The following is a 17,209-nucleotide window of genomic DNA, read 5'->3' as shown; positions in this document are numbered from 1 at the left end:
CCAACATGCCAGCGCGGACCGCTTGTCACGGTCCCAGGAAAAGCCAATCCTCGGTTTGTTCGGTAGTCCGACTATCGCCGGCGGTGGAGGCCGAGTTGTCCACTGTGAGATCCGCGAACCTGTGCTGGGGGCAGCGCTACATGTGGCTGCGCGTCCACCAGCTCCCGCCCGGGCACCAGCACGAGACGCACGTCGTCCTCACCTTCGACGTGCCCCCCGGTGTGACGCTCGCCCACTGCCGCGCGATGATCACCTCTCTGGTCCGCCGGCACGAGACGCTGCGGACCACGTACCACCTCGACGCCGGAGAGCCCGGGACCGGGCCCGTGCAGCGGATCCACCCGCCGGGCGCCCTGAAGGTCATGGAGGTCACCGCGGAGCGGGACGGCACCGCCGCGCCCGCCGAGGTGATCGAGGAGCTGAGCACGCGGCCGTTCGACCTGGCCGGCGAGTGGCCCGTCCGGGCGGTCGTCATCACGGCGGGCGGAGTGGCCAAGCGCGCCGTCGTGGTGCTCAACCACCTGGCGGTGGACGTGTGGACGCTGGGCGAGCTGAAGCGGGAGCTGCGCACGCAGGCCGCCGGTCTGGCCGCGCGCCGGCCCGCCACGCTCATGCCGGTCCGCCACCGGCCGTCGGACCTGGCCCGTCACGAGACGTCGGCCGACGCCACCGTGGTGGCCGCCCGCTCCGTCGCGTACTGGCAGGAGCAGGTCGCCGCGCTCCCCTCGGACCCCTTCGCCGCACGCCGCCGGGAAGGCGCGCGCCGACGGGAAGGCGCGGGCCGGGACCCCTTCGCCGCGCTCCGGGACGGCCCGGGTGCGACCGATGAGCCGCCGGCCAGGCACGCGACGCTGACCTCCCCCTCCCTGCTGGAGGCCACCCGGCGGGTCGCCGCCCGGTACGGCGTGTGGCCGTCGCTGGTCCACCTGGCCGCCCACACCGCGCTGACCGCCGCCTACACCGGCCTTGACTCCGCCGGCCTCCTGTCGTTCGTCAGCAACCGCGAGTCCCACCCGTACCCGGACGTCCTGACCTGCATGTTCTCGCCGACGCTGGTGCGGGTGGACTGCTCCGGCGATCCCACGTTCGCCGAGCTGCTCGCCCGGGTGGCGGCCGCCTTCGAGCGGGCCAAGGAGCACTCCTACCTCCCCTACGACGAGGTGACCGAGCTGGTGTCCCGGGAGGGCTCGCGGCGTGGCCAGGCGGTGCGCCTCGGCTCGGAGGTCAACTTCATCAAGCAGCGCACCAAGGACTACGGGGGCCGGCGCACCGCCGTCGCCTGGCATCCGGTGCCGGAGGCGTGGGCGCACGCCGGGTCCGAGACGTACCTGCGGGTGGACGAGTGGCGCGACGCGGTCGCCGTGTCCCTCCAGGCGTCGTCCGCGGTCATGGACGGCGCGGCCGTGGAGGCGTTCCTGCGCGGCCACGAGGCCCTGATCCTCGCCTGCGACGACAGTGCGACGGCTGGTCCCCGCCTCGGTGACGTGGCCCGGCTGGCCGGGCTGCCCGATCCGCCCCTGGTGGCCGCTCCTGGGACGGCCGCGCTTCCCTCCTGGGACCGCGCCCCGGCCGATGAGGCCGCCCGCGCGCTCGCCGGCGCCGTGCGGCTCGTCCACGCGCTGCCCCCTCTCGACCTCTCCGACAGCTACACCCTCGCCGGAGGCCGCGCCCTGCGCATCCCCCGGGTGCTGGCCGAGCTGCGCGAGAGCGGCTGGGAGGGCCTGACCCTCCAGCAGCTCGCCGGACCGGTCCCGCTCGGCGTCCTCGCCGGCCTGCTCGTCCCGATCCGGCCGCTCGCGGATGACCACCGTCCATCAGATCTCATGCGCCTCGGAGTGAAGCCTTGACCATCTCCCCCTGCCTGAAGGCCCGGAGATGGTGTCCGGCTTCCCCCCAGGACTGAAGCCTCAGCCTCAAGGAGTTTCGATGAACCACGCCGTCACCGACCGAGTGACCAAGACCCACCGGCTGGTCGCCTCCGAGCAGGAGCTCCGGGACGCGATCGCCCACGAGCTGCCCGCCTCCGAGCTCGGCGACCTCGTCGTCATGGGCGGGCACTTCATGCTGTTCGAGGACGAGGCCACCGGCCGGCTCGTGCCGGGCGTCGTCGAGGAGCAGAAGGACGAGACCATGCGCCGCCGCGTCGCCGGCCGCGTCGGCATCTTCCCCGGCTACACCTGGGAGCTGTCGCTCGACCTGCTCGGCGAGTACGCCGAGGCGGGGGTCTCCGGCCGGCTGCTGCTGCTGATCAACGACTGGCAGTACGTGCCGGCCCACGACCGCCCGGCCGGCGAGCTGCGGGCCGAGTTCTTCGAGCGGTTCACCACGCTGCCGACCTCGTACGAGAAGGCGCTGTGCGACTACGGCCTGCCGGCGGAGCTGGTGCTGCCGAGCCGCAAGCACCATCTCGCCTTCCCCGAGACGTGGCTGAAGTACCGCTTCCAGAAGGCCGCCGACAAGTTCGTCAAGCAGGGGCTGCTGGAGAAGCGCTACCTCGACCCCGCCGGCGGCTCCGGGCGGCGCGACGCCGAGGTGGCGTTCGTGGACGCCGACGGCAACTACCGCACGCTGATCAGTTGCGGCATCACCGGCTGCGCGGGCGAGATCACCGAGATGGTGTCGGAGGTCCACAAGGCCGGCTACCGCAACCTGCTGATCTTCGCGCCCGGCGAGTGCCTCATGCCGGTCCAGACGGGCGTGGACATCGCGCTCAACCTGTACGGCCTGCCGGACATGCGCGTGGTCATCGCCGACCCGGGCGGCAGCGGCGAGACGTCCACCGACGAGATCTACGCCAAGCTCGTCACGGTCAGCACCCTGAGGAGCTGACGCGCCATGAAGGTCATCTACCTGGACGGCTGCGCCACGACCCGCGTCGACGACGAGGTGCTGGACGCGATGCTGCCGTACCTGCGTGAGGAGTTCGGCAACCCGTCGTCGCCGCACGTGCTCGGCAAGCGGGCCCGCCGGGCCGTGGACGCGGCGGCCGAGTCGGTGGCGCGGCTGATCGGGGCCGACCCGGACGCGGTGCTGTTCACCTCCGGCGCGACCGAGAGCAACAACATCGCGCTGCTGGGCGCGTTCGGCCACGACGACCGGGCGCCGGTCAACGGGGTGTTCTGCCCGACCGACCACAAGTCGTCGCTGTCGATCGGGCGCGCGCTGGCGGCCCGCGGCGTGGACGCGCGGACCGTGCGGGTCGGCCGGGACGGCCAGGTGGACCTGGTGCACCTGGCCGAGCTGCTCGACCTGCACACGCGCGTGGCCACCGCCGCGTGGGTGAACAGCGAGATCGGCACCGTGCAGCCGGTCCACGCGATGGCCTCGATCTGCCACGACGTGGGCGCCCTGCTGCACGTGGACGCGGCGCAGGCGGCCGGCCGGGTGCCCGTCGCCGTGCGCGAGGCGGAGATCGACCTGCTGTCGCTGTCGGCGCACAAGCTGCGCGGCCCGAAGGGCGTCGGCGCCCTGTACGTCCGGCCGGAGATCCGGCACCGGCTGCGGCCGGTGATGTTCGGCGGCGGGCAGTACGAGCTGCGCAGCGGCACGATCCCCACCCACCTCGTGGTGGGCATGGGGAAGGCGGCGGAGCTGGCGCTGGCGCGGGCCGAGGCGGATCTGCGGCGGGTGCGCGAGCTGCGCGCGACGGCGCTGGACATCCTCCTCGCGGGCATCCCCGGCGCGCGGCTCAACGGCGACCCCCGGGGCGGCGTGCCGCACGTGCTGAACGTGGTCCTGCCGGGGGTACGCGGCGAAAGCCTGGTCTCCAGCCTGACCACGGTCGCGCTGTCCACCGGGTCGGCGTGCAACTCCGGCTCCCAGGAGCCGTCGTACGTGCTGACCGCCATCGGGGTGGAGGCGGAGGACGCCAACAGCTCCGTCCGGATCTGCCTGGACCCGCGGATGCCGTACGAGGACCTGGTGGCCGGCGTCGAGACGGTCGTCGAGCGGGCCCGGGGGCTGGCCGGGGTGGCCGCCGCGATGCGCGGTCACCAGGTCGTCTGAGATCTGTTCCACGGGTGGCGGTCAGCCGGCGTTGCGCAGGAAGCTCCTGGCCGCCGCCACCCCCGCCTGGAACCTGCTCGTCGCCTCCAGGTCGCGCATCAGCGAGGCGATGTGCCGGCGGCAGCTCCGGACCGACATGCCGAGCTTCCTGGCCACCACCTCGTCGGTGTAGCCCTTGGCCATCAGCGCGGCGATGGCCTGCTGGAGGTCGTCGGCCACGTCGGCGTAGCCGAACTCGATGCCCTCCAGCGGGGTGGCCATCTCCCACAGGTGGTTGAACAGGTCGAGGAAGAACTGCGCGATGCCGTGGTCGCGCACCCGCGCCACGTTCGCCTCCTCGCCGTTCGCCCCGAACATGACGACCAGCGACCGGTCGAAGACCACCGCCGAGCGCGGGATGTGGCTCAGCGTGTAGACGACGGCGCCGGCATCGGTCAGCCGCTTCATCCGCATCCGGGTGGACACGTCCCCGCGGTTGCGGTGCTGGCAGATGATGCGCACCACCACTCCCCGCGCCAGCAGCGTGAGGAACGTCTCCGACAGGTCGCCGGTCACGCCGCCGGACGCCTGGAGCACCAGCACTTCGTCGCGGCAGGCGTCGCCGGCCGTCTTCAGGAAGCCGCGCACCTCCATGGAGCCCACCAGGTAGTCCACGGCGCGCGGCGCGGTGCCCGCCTCCACCGCGGGGTAGTCCTGCTGGAACACCCCGATCCGCTCCCTGATCTGGTCGATCAGCTCGCGCCGCTGGTAGATCTCCCGCTCGACCGAGGACACCAGGGAGGCCGCGGCCAGCTCCGGGTCCACGGGCACGAACCGCAGGCCCGCGTTGTCGTCGATGCGGAGCAGCCGGCTCTCCACCAGGTGCTCCACCGCCTCGCGCACCTCGCGCACGGCCAGGCCGAGGTCCTCGGCCGCCGCCTCGACCGTCTCGATCGCGCCCTTGCGGGCGGCGTAGCGGTACACGTCCGTCACATGGTCGCCGCCGGCCGCCGAACGGCCGGTGAACAGTGCTGTCATGGTCATGGCTTGCCTCCTTGCTCACGAGTCACCGGGCGGCGAACTGCTCCGCCACGGAGATCACGTACTGGCCGTAGGCCGACTTCTCCAGCTCGACGCCCAGCCGGTGGCAGGCCGCCGCGTCGATGTAGCCCATCCGCAGGGCGATCTCCTCCAGGCACGCGATCCGGACGCCCTGCCGCTGCTCCAGGAGCTGGACGTACTGCCCGGCCTGGAGCAGCGACTCCGGGGTGCCGGCGTCGAGCCAGGCGAAGCCCCGGCCGAGGTCGACCAGCTTCGCCCGGCCCCGCTCCAGGTAGGCGCGGTTGACGTCGGTGATCTCCAGCTCGCCGCGCGCCGACGGGGAGAGGTTCTTGGCGATGTCGACCGCCTCGTTGTCGTACAGGTAGAAGCCGACGACCGCCCGGTTGGAGCGGGGCGCCGCGGGCTTCTCCTCGACGGACAGCAACCGGCCGTCCGCGTCGGTCTCGGCGATGCCGTACCTCTCCGGGTCGCGCACCGGGTAGCCGAACAGCACGCAGCCGTCGATGTCGCGGCACTCCTGGCGGAGGATCTCCTGGAAGGAGTAGCCGTGGAAGACGTTGTCGCCGAGGATGAGGGCCACCGAGTCGTCGCCGATGTGGTCGGCCCCGATGACGAGCGCCTCGGCGATGCCGTTCGGCTCGTCCTGCTCGGTGTAGGTGATGCGCAGCCCGAGGTGGGAGCCGTCGCCGAGCAGGCGGCGGATCTGCGGCAGGTCCTCGGGCGTGGAGATGACCAGGATGTCCCGGATCTCGGCCAGCATCAGCACCGAGAGCGGGAAGTAGATGAGCGGCTTGTCGTTGACCGGCAGCAACTGCTTGGACACCGCCAGCGTCGTGGGCAGCAGCCGCGTGCCCCTGCCCCCGGCGAGCAAGATGCCCTTCATGTGTCCCCCTTGTGGTCGGTGCGGTACGTCGCGCATGGCGCTCACCCCAGGGCCCGGGTGCGGCGGCTGAACAGGACGAGGGAGGCGCCCAACAGCAGGACGGCCATCCCGGCGAGCACGGCGAGCTGCGGCAGCACCGCGCCGATGCCCGTGCCGGGCACGGCCAGCGCCAGCAGCGCGTCCATCCCCCACGCGTGCGGGAAGAGGTGACCGACGGCGTTGATCAGGTCGCCCGAGGACTCCCGCGGCCACAGGCAGCCGCCCAGCATGCCGAGCACGACGCCGAGCGGCGGCCCGATGGCCGGGGCCTGGTCGGGGGTGCGCAGCAGCGTACCGACGAGGATCGCCGCGCCGGTCGCGACCAGCGCGAACGTCCCCACGACCGCCGCCACTCCGAGCGGGTCGCCCCAGCGGACGCCGAACGCGAGCGAGCTCACCACCATGATCAGCGTGGCCTGCGCGATGGCCACGAGGAACCGGCTCAGCGCCTCGCCGAGCAGCACCGACCGCCGCCGCACGGGGGCGGTCAGCGCCCGCTGGAGCATGCCGAGCCGGCGGCTCTCCACCAGCGCGGCGGCCACGGCCATGGAGTTGATGAAGGTGAACAGCAGCAGGTTCGCGGGGGCGGTGTAGGCGAAGCCGCGGGGGTCGCCGGCCGAGGTGGAGCTGTCGGTCACGGCGACGCGGCCGGACTCGGCCTGCGCCTGCCGTACGTATTGGGCGGCCTGCTCCGGGGTGGCGCCCGCGGTCCTGGCGGCGCGGGTGGCCTCCTCGACGGCGGCGACCTTGCCCACGGCGACGTCGATGGCGCTGCGGGCGGCCATGCCGCTGCCGTTGGTCTCGGTGACGACCAGGTCCAGCTTCGTGGAGCCGGCCGGGATGACCAGGCCCGCCGCGAGCGAGCCCTCCCGCACGCCGGAGCGCAGGTCGGCGGCCGAGGTCATGGTGGTGACCTCCAGGTCGGGGTGGCGGCGCAGCTCGGCCAGCAGCGCGGTCGTCACCGGTCCGGAGTCCTCGGCGACCACGCCGACCGGCAGCCGGGACGAGCCCGCCGTGCCGCCGCCGAGCGCCATGCCGACGAAGACGATGGAGACGAACGGCATGACGACCATGAAGAACAGGCCGACGCGGTCGCGGGTGTGGCGGCGCAGGTTCGCGGCCACGAGCGCCAGCACGGGCCGCGGCCGCAGCTTCTCGGCCTCCACGGGCACGTCCACGGGGGTCATAACAGCAGTCCTCTCCGGAAGCCGAGGACGGCGAGGCCGCCCGCCGCCAGCGCGATCCCGCACAGCACGCCCACCGGGAGGGCCACGGCCGCGAGGCCCGCGCCCGAGCCGGCCAGCTCGGTCAGCGCCTTGGACGTCCAGCCGTTCGGGGTGAGCAGCGCGACCGTCTGGAGCGCGCCGGGCAGGTTGTAGATCGGCACCAGGCTGCCGCCGAAGAACGCCATCACGAACGACACGACCATGATCACGCCGTCGGCCTGGGCGTCGGTCCTGACCCGGCTGGTCACCAGCATGGTGATCGCCGCGGCGGCCAGCACGTGCGTGACCAGCACCACGGCCACGGCCGCCGGGTCGCCCCACGTGGAGCCGAAGATGAGCACCGAGGCGCCCCAGTTGAGGAACACCCCGACGACGGCCAGCGCGAAGCCGACCACGGCCTTGCCGGCGACCGGCACCCAGGCCGCGACCGGGGCCGCGCGGATCCGGTCGAGCGTGCCGAGCTTCCGCTCGGTCAGCAGCCCACGGAACGACGCCCCCACGACGAAGAACGCGAACAGCGCCGCCATGCCGGAGCCGTAGTAGACCGACAGGTCGATCTTGCCGCCGGCCAGCGGGTCGTCGGCCAGGCTGAGGGCGGCACCGGCCGCGCCGTTCCGCTCCACCAGCTCCTTGACCTGGTCACCGGGCACCCCGGCGCGCAGCACGGCCCGTACGGCCAGGGTGCGGGCGTCCACCACGGCCGAGATGCGGTCCACGATGGCCCCCGCCACCACCCCGGCCAGCGGCGACTCGGGCGTCTTCAGCACCGCCACGTCGCCCCCCTTGCCGGCTCCCACGCTCTGACTGAACCCGGCCGGGAACACGATCGCCGACCCGATGGCGCCCGAGTCCAGCGCCCGCCGGGCCTCGTCCCTGCTCGGCAGGTCGCGCAGCGTCACGGAGCCCTTCAGCTCCTTGGCGGCCAGCACCTCGCGCCGCACGCTCGCCGGGAACTCGCCGCCGTCCAGGTCCACGAAGCCCACCGTGGCCTTGAGCGGCGGGTCGTCGCCGCCCAGGGCGAGGCCGAACAGGGTCGCCAGCGTCACCGGCACGATCAGCGCGATCACGATCGCCGTGCCGTCGCGCAACCGGGCGCGCAGCTCCAGCGCGCTCACCGTCCACATCGCCCGCCACATGGCCCGTCCCCTTTCCGACCCCATCGTCAGTCCCTGAGTGTGCTGCCGGTGAGGTGCAGGAATGTGGCCTCCAGGTCGGGCTCGATGACCTGGGTGGCCGTGACGGTGGCGCTGCCCTCCACCGCGGTGATCAGGGCCGGCAGCAGGTACCTGCCGCCCTCGGCGATCAGCCGTACCGACGAGGCGCCCGTCCGGGCCGCCTCGACCACGCCCTCGACGGCGCGCAGCTTGGCGAAGGCCGTCTCCACGTCCCCGTCGAGCACCAGCTCCACCTTGTCGGCGCTGCCGACCAGGGAGACCAGCTCGTGGCGGGTGCCGTCGGCGATGATCCGGCCGTGGTCGATGATCGCCGCGCGGTCGCAGACGCGCTCGATCTCCTCCATGTAGTGGGAGGTGTACAGCAGCGCCATGCCGTCCTGGACCAGGCGCTCCACGCCGTCGAGGATGGCCTTGCGGCTCTGCGGGTCGACGCCGACGGTCGGCTCGTCCAGGATCAGCACCTCGGGCCGGTGCAGCAGCGCGGCGCCGATGTTGATGCGGCGCTTCATGCCTCCGGAGTACGTGCTGAGCTTCGTGTCGGCCCGGTCGGTCAGGCCGATGAGGCCGAGCACCTCGTCGATGCGGGCCGCCAGCCGCCGGCGCGACAGGCCGAACAGGCGGCCGAAGAAGCGCAGGTTCTCCCGGCCGGTCAGCTCCGGGTAGAGGGCGATCTCCTGGGGGACGTACCCGATCCTCGCCTTGGCGCGGGTCGGTTCGGCCGCCAGGTCCACGCCGCCGACCAGCACGGTGCCGGAGTCGGGGCGCAGCAGGCCGACGAGCATGGAGATCGTGGTGGTCTTGCCGGCGCCGTTGGGGCCCAGCAGCCCGTACGCCTGGCCGGGCGCGATGGCGAAGCCGACGTCCTCGACGGCGACGACGTCGCCGTAGCGCTTGCTCAACCCCTGGCAGGACAGGGCGGCCGGCGCGGTCATCGGCGCCACCCCCCGGCGGCGTCGTCGCGGTCCAGGAGCTCGGCCGGGTCGCCCTTGCCGGCCACGTTCCCGGCGCAGGTCTGCCGGGCCAGGTCCGCGCCGAGCTGGAAGTCGAGCGGGGTGTTGCCGGTGATCCGGTTCCACAGGACGTGGTTGTCCAGGGCGTCGTCGCCGCCCCAGTCCTTGGAGGAGCCGATGACGAAGCCCGCGCCCATGACGGACTCGCCGCTCGGGTGGTTGTCGTGGATGTGGTTGTCGACGACGGTGACCCGATGCGTGCCGATGAGCGCGAGGCCGACACCGGAGATGGGCGGCCCGGCCGCGCCCAGCCCGTCGGGCTCCGCCCCGGCTGCCAGGTCGTTGCCGTGCAGGTCGTTGCCCGCCACCAGGCAGTCCCGGACGCCGCCCGCCGGCTCGCCCTCGTACACCTGGTTGAGCAGGAGCATGCCGATCGCGTTGCCGTGGCAGTCGTTGCGCACCACCTGGGCGCCCGACGAGTTGTCGATGAAGATCCCGAAGGCGTTGGCGGTGGTCTCGTTGTCCGCGACCAAGCCGTCCGAGTCAGGGCAGAAGCTCAGCGCGACGCCGCCGTACTGGCTGCCGGAGGCGCGGCAGCCGGTCACCTCGCAGCCGCTGGACTCCCGCAGGTAGACACCCCAGACGGCGTTGCCGCGGGCCTCCACGTCGCGGACGCTCACCCCGGCGGCCGAGTGCGCGTAAACGCCGGCGCCGGTGAACCCGGCGACGGTCAGCCCCTCGACGCGCACGCCCGCGACCGCGTCGCCGAAGACGGTGACGCCGCTGACGACGTCCTCGGTGGCGTCGTGCAGCCTCGGCACGTCCGCCGGGACGCCGCCGCCGGGCGCCAGCACGGTCCGGCCGGGGCCGGCGCCGGTCAGCGACACGCCGCCGTGCCGGATCCACACGCTCTCGGTGTACGTGCCCTCCGTCAGCACGACGCTCGCTCCCGGACCGGCCTCGTCCAGCGCCCGCTGGATCGACTCCCCCGGTCTTACCGTCCTCACCTGGGCCGTCCTCACCTGGGACATCGGGCACTTCCCTTCCTGTCGACGTAGACGATCGCCAGCGCTGCGGACAACCCGCCCCCGCTCCCCCACCGAGCCACCCCGGCCACCTCGGCGGGCTCGCCCCGATGGAGGCGCTGCAGGGCCGCGTCGCGGGAGGCGCCGCGGACCGCGTACGCGGCGCACCCGTCCAGCCGGACGCCGGTCGAGGCGGCCAGCTCGGCGGCGGCCTCGTCCAGCAGGCGGAGCGCCCAGGCGTCCGGCGCCGCGGCCACCGCCTCGAAGTCGTGCCACGCGAACCCCGTCGCCCGCCCGCCGACCGCCTTGATCAGGCACTCCTTGACGGCGAACGCCGGAGCCTCGGGGGCGGCCTCCCGCTCGGCCGCGGTGGTGACGTGCCGCGCGAACACCTCGCCGCCCCGCTCCACCGCCCGCGCCAGCCGCCCGGCCTCCACGATGTCCACGCCGAGGAGCACGGCCGGCTCGCCGGGAGCGGGCGCGGCGGCCCGGGGAAGGGCGGCGGGGGCGACGACGGTGCTCATGCCAGGGCACCCGCGCAGCGCGTCACGAAGGACTCCAGGGCCCCGGTGTACTCCTCGGCCCGCTCGACCATCGGGATGTGCCCGCTGCCCTCCACGACCAGCACCTCGTTGCCCGGGTAGTCGGCCAGCAGCTCCAGCCACGGGTCCACGGGCGTCATCCGGTCGTGCCGCCCCCAGGCGTACAGGGACGGGCACCGCACCTTGTCCATCGCGGGCCGCACCGAGTAGCGGCGGGTGGCCTTGAGGCTGCGCGCCATGCTCACCATGGCCTCGGGGCGGCGCAGCATCTCGCCCACCTCGGACATCCGCTCGTCGGAGAACAGGCTGCGACCGCCGTGGAAGAGCGCGGCCACCATCCGCTCGCCGAACTCGTCGCCGAACGGCCGCACGCTGCCCCGCCGGTCGAAGCTGAGCCCGACGTCGGGGTCGGCGGTGAGGCCGGGCGCGCCGCTCACGACGATGCCCCGGACCCGGTCGGGGTACCGGCCCGCCAGGTCGATGGCGACGAGACCGCCGAGGGAGTTGGCGCAGACGATGACGTCGTCCGCTCCGGCGGCGTCGCAGGCGCGCAGCAGCGCGTCGCCGAGCTGCTCGATCGACCCGGCCACCTGCCGGTCGAGGGCGCAGATCGCCTCGTGCGTACGGATCACCGGCCACCCGGCCGCCCCGAGGCGCCGGTACGGGTGCTCCCAGATCCAGCCGCCCGCGAACAGCGCGGACATGAACGCCACCGCGGGCCTGCCGTCGCCGCCGCCCCTGAGCCCGCCGGCGGCGTGCCCGGCGTCGCCGGGCGGCTCCGGGACGGAGCCGGTCCTGTCGCCGATCCTGTACTCGGCGGTGAAGTCGATCATCAGGTGCTCCCGTGGTTCGCGAGGGTGGATCACAGCGTGGACGCGTCCTCCGGCGCCCATCCGCACGCGCAGGCCGCGTCCTTGCCCGCCGCCACGACCGTTCCGCAGGCGGGGCAGCGGGCGTAGTCGCGGATGGTGGCGGGGTACCAGACGCTGGTGTGCACCCGTGTGCACAGTCCGCCCTTGAAGAAGCGGCGCATGGCCCGCTGGTGCGGCCGGGCGTGGACCGCGCGCAGCGACTCGGGCCGGTCGAAGGCGCTCAGCGTGAACTTGCGGGCGCCGATGTCGAACGTGGTCACGCCGAGGAACCCCTTCGAGGACCGCAGCGACTTGACGATCTCCACGCTGAGCAGGTCCACGTCGGCGGCCTCGGCGTCGTCGCGGATCTCCAGCCAGGTCAGCACGAGCGCGCCCGGCTTGTCGGTGCGGCCGGTGGCGGCGCGGGCGCTGACCCCGAACTCCCGGGCCTCGTCCGCCCCGGGCACGAACCGGGCCGTGTAGCCGAGCGCCTCGGCCAGGGCGAGCCGGTCGAAGAGCCGGCGCACGTGGACTCCGCGCTCGTCCCGGGTGACCAGGTCGGCGCCGCTCACGGTGACGGCGCCGCCGGTGGCGGGCATGCCGAGGTAGGACTCGCGGTGGTCGGCCAGCAGCGTCCAGGAGACGGTGGCCGCGTCGGCGTCGCCGGTCACGCGGTCCACGGCGAAGCGCGCGTTACGGAAGCGGGCCGTCGTCCGGGTCACGTGCTCGGCGAGCGCAGCGCCGGCCAGCGCGCCGCCGGAGTCGGGGTCCTCGTAGGTGGCCACCGCCGCCGCCACGGCCCCGGCGTCACCGGCCCGCCACGCGTCCAGATGCGCCTCCGCCGCCTTCCGCACGTCCGCGGCGGCTTCAGGGGCAGGAGTGGGGGGTTGGGCGGTCATGTCAGGTCTCCTCGTCCTCGGGGAGGCGGGTGGAGCAGATCGCCATGGCCAGCGCCCGCCGGTCCGTGTGGCTGATGGAGACGCGGACGCGGCCGTCCGGCCGTACCAGCTCGGCCAGCGCCGGTGCCAGGCGTACGGCCGGCGGGTGGCCGTCGCGGCACGCGGCCGTCGCGCGGCAGGCCGCGGTGGGCCGGGGCAGCACCTCGACCTGGCCGAGACGCGCGGCCGTGGGCGCCAGGCCGAGCAGGCGAAGGACCGCCCGCTTGCCCGCCAGCCGGCCCGCCCAGTGCTGCACGGTGGCGCCGCCGGACCGGACGCGCTCGGCGGCCGTGTAGACCTCGTCCAGCGGCATCGCGCCGACGAGCTCCTGCGGCCGGGTGAGCCCCGCGAAGCCGACCAGCGCGCTCCCCCACCGGAGGGGGCCGCCGCCCGTCATGCCGCCACCGCCTTGGCCAGGCGGCGCAGGGTGGCCGGGTCGGCCATGCTGAGGCAGCGCGCCTCCGCGCGCCGCGACAGGCCCGTGAGGACCTTGCTGTCGCCGACCTCCACGCCCGAGGCCGTGGCGTCCACCGCGGCGATCGTGCGCGTCCACCGGACCCGCCCGGTGAGCTGGGCCACCAGCGCCTCCCGGAGCGTGCCCAGGTCCGTGGTGGGCTCGCCCGTGACGTTGGGGACGACGGGAACCCGCGGCTCCCGCATCGGCACGGCCGCCACCGCCGCCGCCCACCCCGCCACCGCGGGCCCCATGAGCGGCGAGTGGAAGGCGTTGCCCACCGAGAGCGGCACGATCTTGCTGGCCGCCGTGGCGAGCTCCGTCAGCCGGTCGAGCGCCGGCAGCGCGCCCGAGACCACGACGTGGCCCGGGGCGTTCTCCAGCCCGACGACGGCCGGCTCGCCCGGCGCGGAGGCCGCGGCGGCGAGGGCCTCGACGTCCTCCACGGGCAGGCCCATCACGGCCCGCATCCCGCCGATGACGCCGACCGAGGCCATGAGCCGGGACCGGGTCTCGACCAGGCGGACCGTGTCGGCCAGCCCCAGGACGCCGGCCGCGTGCAGCGCGGTCAGCTCGCCGACGCTGTGCCCGGCCACGATCGCGGGCTCGTAGCCCTCCTCCTCCAGGACGGCGAGCGCCGCGAGGTTGCAGGCCGTGACCGCGATCTGCGCGTGCTCCGTGGCGACCAGCCGGTCGAGCGGCCCCCGCGCGCACAGCGGCGAGATGGGGCGCGACAGCAGCGCGTCCACCTCCTCCAGCCGGTCGCGCGCGGCCGGCCGGCGGCGCAGCCACGCGCCCATGCCGACTCGCACCGTCCCCTGCCCGGGGAAGAGGTAGCCCAGCATGACGTCGCTCCCTTCACGGGCCGGCCGTTCCACCAGCCGGCCACATCAACAGGCCAGTCGCTCCACGAGCCGGTCGCCGGCTACAACCGGCGCCGGGGCCGCCGCTCCTCGTGGGCGGGCCGCTCCGTGCCGAGGAAGCCGAGCAGCAGCTTGTTCACCTCGTCGGGCGCGTCGAGCGGCAGCCAGTGCCCGGCGTCCTCGACGCGCTCGTAGCGCCACGGCCCCTTGACGAACTTGCCGGAGCCCGTCATGCCCTCCTCCAGCAGCGCCTTGTCACCGGCGCCCCAGATGCCCAGGGTGGGCGCGAGCACCGGCGGGAACGGGCGGGCGGGCCGCAGCTCGGAGGCGGGCGAGCGGTTGGCGCGGTACCAGTTGAGCCCGGCGGTCAGCGCGCCGGGCCGGGCCAGGTCGCGCAGGTAGCGGTCGTAGTCGCCGTCCCGCCCCATGATCTCCTTGAACAGCCGCCAGCCGTTGCGGCGCAGCAGCTCCTCGCTGACCCCGGGGAACTGGTAGAAGAGCATGTACCAGGACGCCGCCCGCTGCTCGATCGACGGGGTGGCGAAGACGCCGGGGTGCCCGACGGACAGCACGACGAGGTGGTCGAGCCGGCGCGGCATCATGAAGGCGTACATCCAGGCGATGGCCGCGCCCCAGTCGTGGCCGACGATGTGCGGCCGCTTGACGCCGAGCTGCATGGTGAGGGCGACGACGTCGTTGACGATCGTCTGCATGCCGTACGCCTCGATCTCCTGCGGCTTGCCGGAGTCGCCGAAGCCGCGCAGGTCGGGCGCGATGACCCGGAACCCGCCCTCGACCAGCGCCGGGATCTGATGCCGCCACAGGTAGGAGGAGTCGGGGAAGCCGTGCAGCAGGATGACGGGGTCGCCCTCGCCCTCGTCGACGTAGGCGATGTCGACACCGTTGATGTGTACGGTCTTCTTCTCGGTCATGCCGTCTCCCTGAACAGCCGCTCAGCGAAGAACTCGCTGAAGCCGAACTCCGGTACGTCCTCCGGGGCGACCATGTTGAGCAGCCCCGTCACCTGGGCGGCGAAGTTCTTCGCCATCAGCCTGCGGACGCGGCGGCGCCGCTCGACCGCCGCGGGCCCGAACTCGACGTGCAGCCTGCTGATGATGGAGGCGCCGAAGTCCAGCCGTTCCAGGCGGAACTCGCGCTCCTTCACGTACGGGGCGAACGCCTCGTGCGACCAGTCGTCGGAGGCGAGCAGGATCTCGCAGACGGTCCGCGAGTCGCGCATGGCGCACGACAGGCCGGTGCCGAGGACCGTGTCGGCGTTGCCGGCCTCGTCGCCGATGAGCACGACGCCCTCGGCCAGCGGCGGCCCCTCGGGCACGCTGGACACGGACGGCCACACCGACAGCGGTCCGGCCGGGATCGCCTCGGTGACGGCCTTGCCGCGGTCGGGCAGGCAGTTCAGCTCGAACGCGGCGAGGAACCGCTCGACGCCGCCCGGCCCCCGGTAGCGGTGCTTGTTGACCGTGGGGAAGTTCAGGTAGAGGCGGGCCCGGCCGTAGCCCTGGGGGAACACCATGAACATGACGTCGCCCTCGGTGCCCATGGCCTGCACGTCGGGCGGCCAGCCCGCCATGCCCTCCACCATCATGCCGCCGCCCCAGTGGTGCATGGAGTTGCTCATGGTGATGCCGACCTGGCGGCCGACGGTGCAGCCGCGGCCGGTGGCGCCGATCACCAGGCGGGGCCGCAGCTCGTGGTCGCCGTCGGGCGTCCGGTACGTCACCACGGGCGGCGTGCCGGCGGTGACGCCGATGCGGGAGGCGTCCATCACCAGCCGGGCGCCGCTCGCCACGGCCTGCTCGGCCATCAGCTCGCACACCGCGTGGTGCGGGAACGACATCGGCCCGCCGATGCCGGGGATGAACCTGGTCATGTCCACGGCCTCGACCTCGTCGTCGGTCACGGCCTCGTCCCAGGTCATCCACTCGCGGATCTCCCAGGCGCCGCCGGCCGAGAAGCAGTCGTAGACGCCGAGGCGCTGGGCCTCCCGGATGCCCCAGGGCGCGAGCCACTCGCCGCGCACGAGGTCCTTGTAGGCGTCCTGCTTCTCCAGCAGCACCACGGACAGGCCGCCCGCGGCGAGCCGGCACGCCGCGGACGCCCCGGAGATGCCGCCTCCGACGATGACGACGTCGGGCTGCTCGGGTCGTACGGTCACATCCCCCACCTCTCCCAGTAGGTGCGTTCCTTGGCGCTGTAGCGCTCTGCGGGGCGGAAGTCGGTGCCCACGGTGTACGCGACGGGGATCATGCACACCTGGGTCACCCCCGAGGGGATGCCGAGCATCCGCGCGACCTGCCGCTCGTGCGGGACGTGCAGGCAGGTGATCGTGCTGCCGAGCCCGCGGCTGCGCAGCGCGAGCTGGAAGGACCAGATGGCCGGGAAGATCGAGCCGTAGAAGATGCTGGCCCGCGTCTCGCCGTGCTGGACCTGGTGGCCCGGGTCCTCGGCGACCTTGTCGGACATCCGCCTGCGCCAGGCCTCGTTGATGGCCGTGATGTCGGGCGGGCGGCCGAGGACGCACGGGATGACGAGGATCGGCACCGCCGCGATGGTCTCTGTCAGCGCCTGCGCGGAGGCGTAGTTGCGGCGCGCCTGGGCGTCGTTGCGGCGGCGGCCGGCGTTGGTCCACATGTCGTTGCGGTGGAACGTCCAGGACGACTGGATCATCCCGGCCAGCTCCTGCTTGACGGCGGCGTCGCTGATGACGAGCCACCGCCAGTTCTGGTGGTTGTTGGCGGTGGGCGCCTGCACGGCGACCTCCAGCGCCTCCTGCACCACCTCGCGGGGCACGGGCCGCTCCACGTCGAGGCGGCGGCGCACGGACCGGGTGGTGGTCAGCAGCCGGTCGGTCTCGGCGACGTCGAACGGCAGGCCGGTGAGGTGTCCTGGGAGCGCCGCGGAGGCGGGCGGGCCGTTCACGCCAACCCCAGGAGGACCGCGCCGCGGACCGAGCCGGGTGCCGCCGTGAGCGCCAGCGCCCGCTCCACCGGACCGTCCAGGCCCGGTTTGGTCACGTACGCGGTGAGGTCGCCGGCGAGCGGGTCGGCGAGGCCGGTCAGCGCGGGGGCGACGCCGTCGCGGACGGCGAGGGCGCCGAGGGCGATGTTCATGGCGCCGGTGGCGGCCTGGCAGTCGCCGGCCAGCGCGGTGGAGGCCGACGCCAACCGGAGTTGTGACACGCACCTTCATGTCTTTC

At 73.7% G+C, this 17,209-nt stretch carries 18 protein-coding genes; 3 read left to right on the top strand and 15 right to left on the bottom strand.

The annotated features are described in order from the left end of the window. Nucleotides 1-104 precede the first annotated feature (104 nt). The 3 genes from MTP10_RS29845 (at nt 105) to MTP10_RS29835 (ending at nt 4,005) form a co-directional block, all read left to right on the top strand. On the top strand, nt 105-1,847 hold the full coding sequence (locus MTP10_RS29845) for a condensation domain-containing protein (RefSeq protein ID WP_310713431.1): 1,743 nt from the start codon (nt 105-107) through the stop codon (nt 1,845-1,847). Nucleotides 1,848-1,926: 79 nt separating this feature from the next. Beyond that, nucleotides 1,927-2,829 carry an LPD16 domain-containing protein gene (locus tag MTP10_RS29840; RefSeq protein WP_310713257.1) on the top strand — a complete coding sequence of 301 codons (903 nt, stop codon included), beginning with the start codon at nt 1,927-1,929 and terminating at the stop codon, nt 2,827-2,829. A gap of 6 nt (nt 2,830-2,835) precedes the next feature. After that, nucleotides 2,836-4,005, top strand: a complete 1,170-nt coding sequence (locus tag MTP10_RS29835) for a cysteine desulfurase family protein (RefSeq protein ID WP_310713254.1) — start codon at nt 2,836-2,838, stop codon at nt 4,003-4,005. A 21-nt stretch (nt 4,006-4,026) separates the two neighbouring features. On the opposite strand, the gene MTP10_RS29830 is transcribed toward MTP10_RS29835, so the two are convergent. The 15 genes from MTP10_RS29830 to MTP10_RS29760 all read right to left on the bottom strand — a co-directional run bounded on the left by MTP10_RS29830 (nt 4,027) and on the right by MTP10_RS29760 (nt 17,192). After that, complete coding sequence (locus MTP10_RS29830; RefSeq protein ID WP_310713252.1) at nt 4,027-5,028, bottom strand: hypothetical protein; 1,002 nt, start codon at nt 5,026-5,028, stop codon at nt 4,027-4,029. Between the two features lie 22 nt (nt 5,029-5,050). Further along, nucleotides 5,051-5,929 carry a glucose-1-phosphate thymidylyltransferase RfbA gene (gene rfbA, locus MTP10_RS29825; RefSeq protein ID WP_310713251.1) on the bottom strand — a complete coding sequence of 293 codons (879 nt, stop codon included), beginning with the start codon at nt 5,927-5,929 and terminating at the stop codon, nt 5,051-5,053. A gap of 41 nt (nt 5,930-5,970) precedes the next feature. Beyond that, entirely contained in the window at nt 5,971-7,155 is a 1,185-nt protein-coding gene (locus MTP10_RS29820) for an ABC transporter permease (RefSeq protein ID WP_310713250.1), read from the bottom strand. Further along, nucleotides 7,152-8,330, bottom strand: coding sequence for an ABC transporter permease (locus MTP10_RS29815; protein ID WP_310713248.1), 1,179 nt, complete (start codon nt 8,328-8,330; stop codon nt 7,152-7,154). Before MTP10_RS29815 ends, MTP10_RS29820 begins: the two co-directional genes overlap by 4 nt. Before the next feature lie 26 nt (nt 8,331-8,356). Next, the gene (locus MTP10_RS29810) at nt 8,357-9,301 is read right to left on the bottom strand and encodes an ABC transporter ATP-binding protein (protein WP_310713247.1); all 945 of its coding nucleotides are present in this window, start codon (nt 9,299-9,301) and stop codon (nt 8,357-8,359) included. Further along, nucleotides 9,298-10,326, bottom strand: coding sequence for a right-handed parallel beta-helix repeat-containing protein (locus tag MTP10_RS29805; RefSeq protein WP_310713246.1), 1,029 nt, complete (start codon nt 10,324-10,326; stop codon nt 9,298-9,300). Before MTP10_RS29805 ends, MTP10_RS29810 begins: the two co-directional genes overlap by 4 nt. 11 nt (nt 10,327-10,337) lie before the next feature. Continuing rightward, nucleotides 10,338-10,868, bottom strand: coding sequence for a 4'-phosphopantetheinyl transferase superfamily protein (locus tag MTP10_RS29800; RefSeq protein ID WP_310713245.1), 531 nt, complete (start codon nt 10,866-10,868; stop codon nt 10,338-10,340). Continuing rightward, nucleotides 10,865-11,719, bottom strand: a complete 855-nt coding sequence (locus tag MTP10_RS29795) for an alpha/beta hydrolase (protein ID WP_310713244.1) — start codon at nt 11,717-11,719, stop codon at nt 10,865-10,867. The genes MTP10_RS29800 and MTP10_RS29795 overlap by 4 nt, the downstream gene beginning before the upstream one ends. Nucleotides 11,720-11,748: 29 nt before the next feature. Next, nucleotides 11,749-12,636, bottom strand: coding sequence for an ester cyclase (locus tag MTP10_RS29790; RefSeq protein WP_310713243.1), 888 nt, complete (start codon nt 12,634-12,636; stop codon nt 11,749-11,751). 1 nt (nt 12,637) lies between these two features. Next, nucleotides 12,638-13,072 (bottom strand): phosphopantetheinyl transferase, encoded by a 435-nt coding sequence (locus MTP10_RS29785; RefSeq protein WP_310713242.1) that lies wholly within the window; start codon nt 13,070-13,072, stop codon nt 12,638-12,640. After that, nucleotides 13,069-13,974: an ACP S-malonyltransferase gene (locus tag MTP10_RS29780; RefSeq protein WP_310713241.1), complete on the bottom strand. Its 906-nt coding sequence runs from the start codon at nt 13,972-13,974 to the stop codon at nt 13,069-13,071. The genes MTP10_RS29785 and MTP10_RS29780 overlap by 4 nt, the downstream gene beginning before the upstream one ends. An 80-nt stretch (nt 13,975-14,054) precedes the next feature. Beyond that, nucleotides 14,055-14,924, bottom strand: a complete 870-nt coding sequence (locus MTP10_RS29775; protein ID WP_310713240.1) for an alpha/beta fold hydrolase — start codon at nt 14,922-14,924, stop codon at nt 14,055-14,057. After that, a complete protein-coding gene (locus MTP10_RS29770; protein WP_310713239.1) occupies nt 14,921-16,168 on the bottom strand; it encodes an NAD(P)/FAD-dependent oxidoreductase in 1,248 nt (415 codons plus the stop codon). Before MTP10_RS29770 ends, MTP10_RS29775 begins: the two co-directional genes overlap by 4 nt. Then, entirely contained in the window at nt 16,165-16,932 is a 768-nt protein-coding gene (locus tag MTP10_RS29765; protein WP_310713238.1) for a nitroreductase family protein, read from the bottom strand. The genes MTP10_RS29770 and MTP10_RS29765 overlap by 4 nt, the downstream gene beginning before the upstream one ends. Further along, entirely contained in the window at nt 16,929-17,192 is a 264-nt protein-coding gene (locus MTP10_RS29760) for a hypothetical protein (protein WP_310713237.1), read from the bottom strand. Before MTP10_RS29760 ends, MTP10_RS29765 begins: the two co-directional genes overlap by 4 nt. Between the last annotated feature and the right edge of the window lie 17 nt (nt 17,193-17,209).

Origin of the sequence: Nonomuraea sp. 3-1Str, assembly GCF_031570565.1 — a bacterium.
Classification (GTDB): domain Bacteria; phylum Actinomycetota; class Actinomycetes; order Streptosporangiales; family Streptosporangiaceae; genus Nonomuraea.
Note: the sequence above shows the minus strand (reverse complement) of the source record. Positions and strands in the feature narration are given on the sequence as shown.

What these genes read in the sequence shown, in the direction of transcription:
- MTP10_RS29840 (WP_310713257.1), top strand. Translation starts at nt 1,927, where the DNA reads ATGAACCACGCCGTCACCGACCGAGTGACCAAGACCCACCGGCTGGTC.
- MTP10_RS29835 (WP_310713254.1), top strand. Translation starts at nt 2,836, where the DNA reads ATGAAGGTCATCTACCTGGACGGCTGCGCCACGACCCGCGTCGACGAC.
- MTP10_RS29830 (WP_310713252.1), bottom strand. Translation starts at nt 5,028, where the DNA reads ATGACCATGACAGCACTGTTCACCGGCCGTTCGGCGGCCGGCGGCGAC.
- rfbA (WP_310713251.1), bottom strand. Translation starts at nt 5,929, where the DNA reads ATGAAGGGCATCTTGCTCGCCGGGGGCAGGGGCACGCGGCTGCTGCCC.
- MTP10_RS29820 (WP_310713250.1), bottom strand. Translation starts at nt 7,155, where the DNA reads ATGACCCCCGTGGACGTGCCCGTGGAGGCCGAGAAGCTGCGGCCGCGG.
- MTP10_RS29815 (WP_310713248.1), bottom strand. Translation starts at nt 8,330, where the DNA reads ATGTGGCGGGCGATGTGGACGGTGAGCGCGCTGGAGCTGCGCGCCCGG.
- MTP10_RS29810 (WP_310713247.1), bottom strand. Translation starts at nt 9,301, where the DNA reads ATGACCGCGCCGGCCGCCCTGTCCTGCCAGGGGTTGAGCAAGCGCTAC.
- MTP10_RS29800 (WP_310713245.1), bottom strand. Translation starts at nt 10,868, where the DNA reads ATGAGCACCGTCGTCGCCCCCGCCGCCCTTCCCCGGGCCGCCGCGCCC.
- MTP10_RS29795 (WP_310713244.1), bottom strand. Translation starts at nt 11,719, where the DNA reads ATGATCGACTTCACCGCCGAGTACAGGATCGGCGACAGGACCGGCTCC.
- MTP10_RS29790 (WP_310713243.1), bottom strand. Translation starts at nt 12,636, where the DNA reads ATGACCGCCCAACCCCCCACTCCTGCCCCTGAAGCCGCCGCGGACGTG.
- MTP10_RS29785 (WP_310713242.1), bottom strand. Translation starts at nt 13,072, where the DNA reads ATGACGGGCGGCGGCCCCCTCCGGTGGGGGAGCGCGCTGGTCGGCTTC.
- MTP10_RS29780 (WP_310713241.1), bottom strand. Translation starts at nt 13,974, where the DNA reads ATGCTGGGCTACCTCTTCCCCGGGCAGGGGACGGTGCGAGTCGGCATG.
- MTP10_RS29775 (WP_310713240.1), bottom strand. Translation starts at nt 14,924, where the DNA reads ATGACCGAGAAGAAGACCGTACACATCAACGGTGTCGACATCGCCTAC.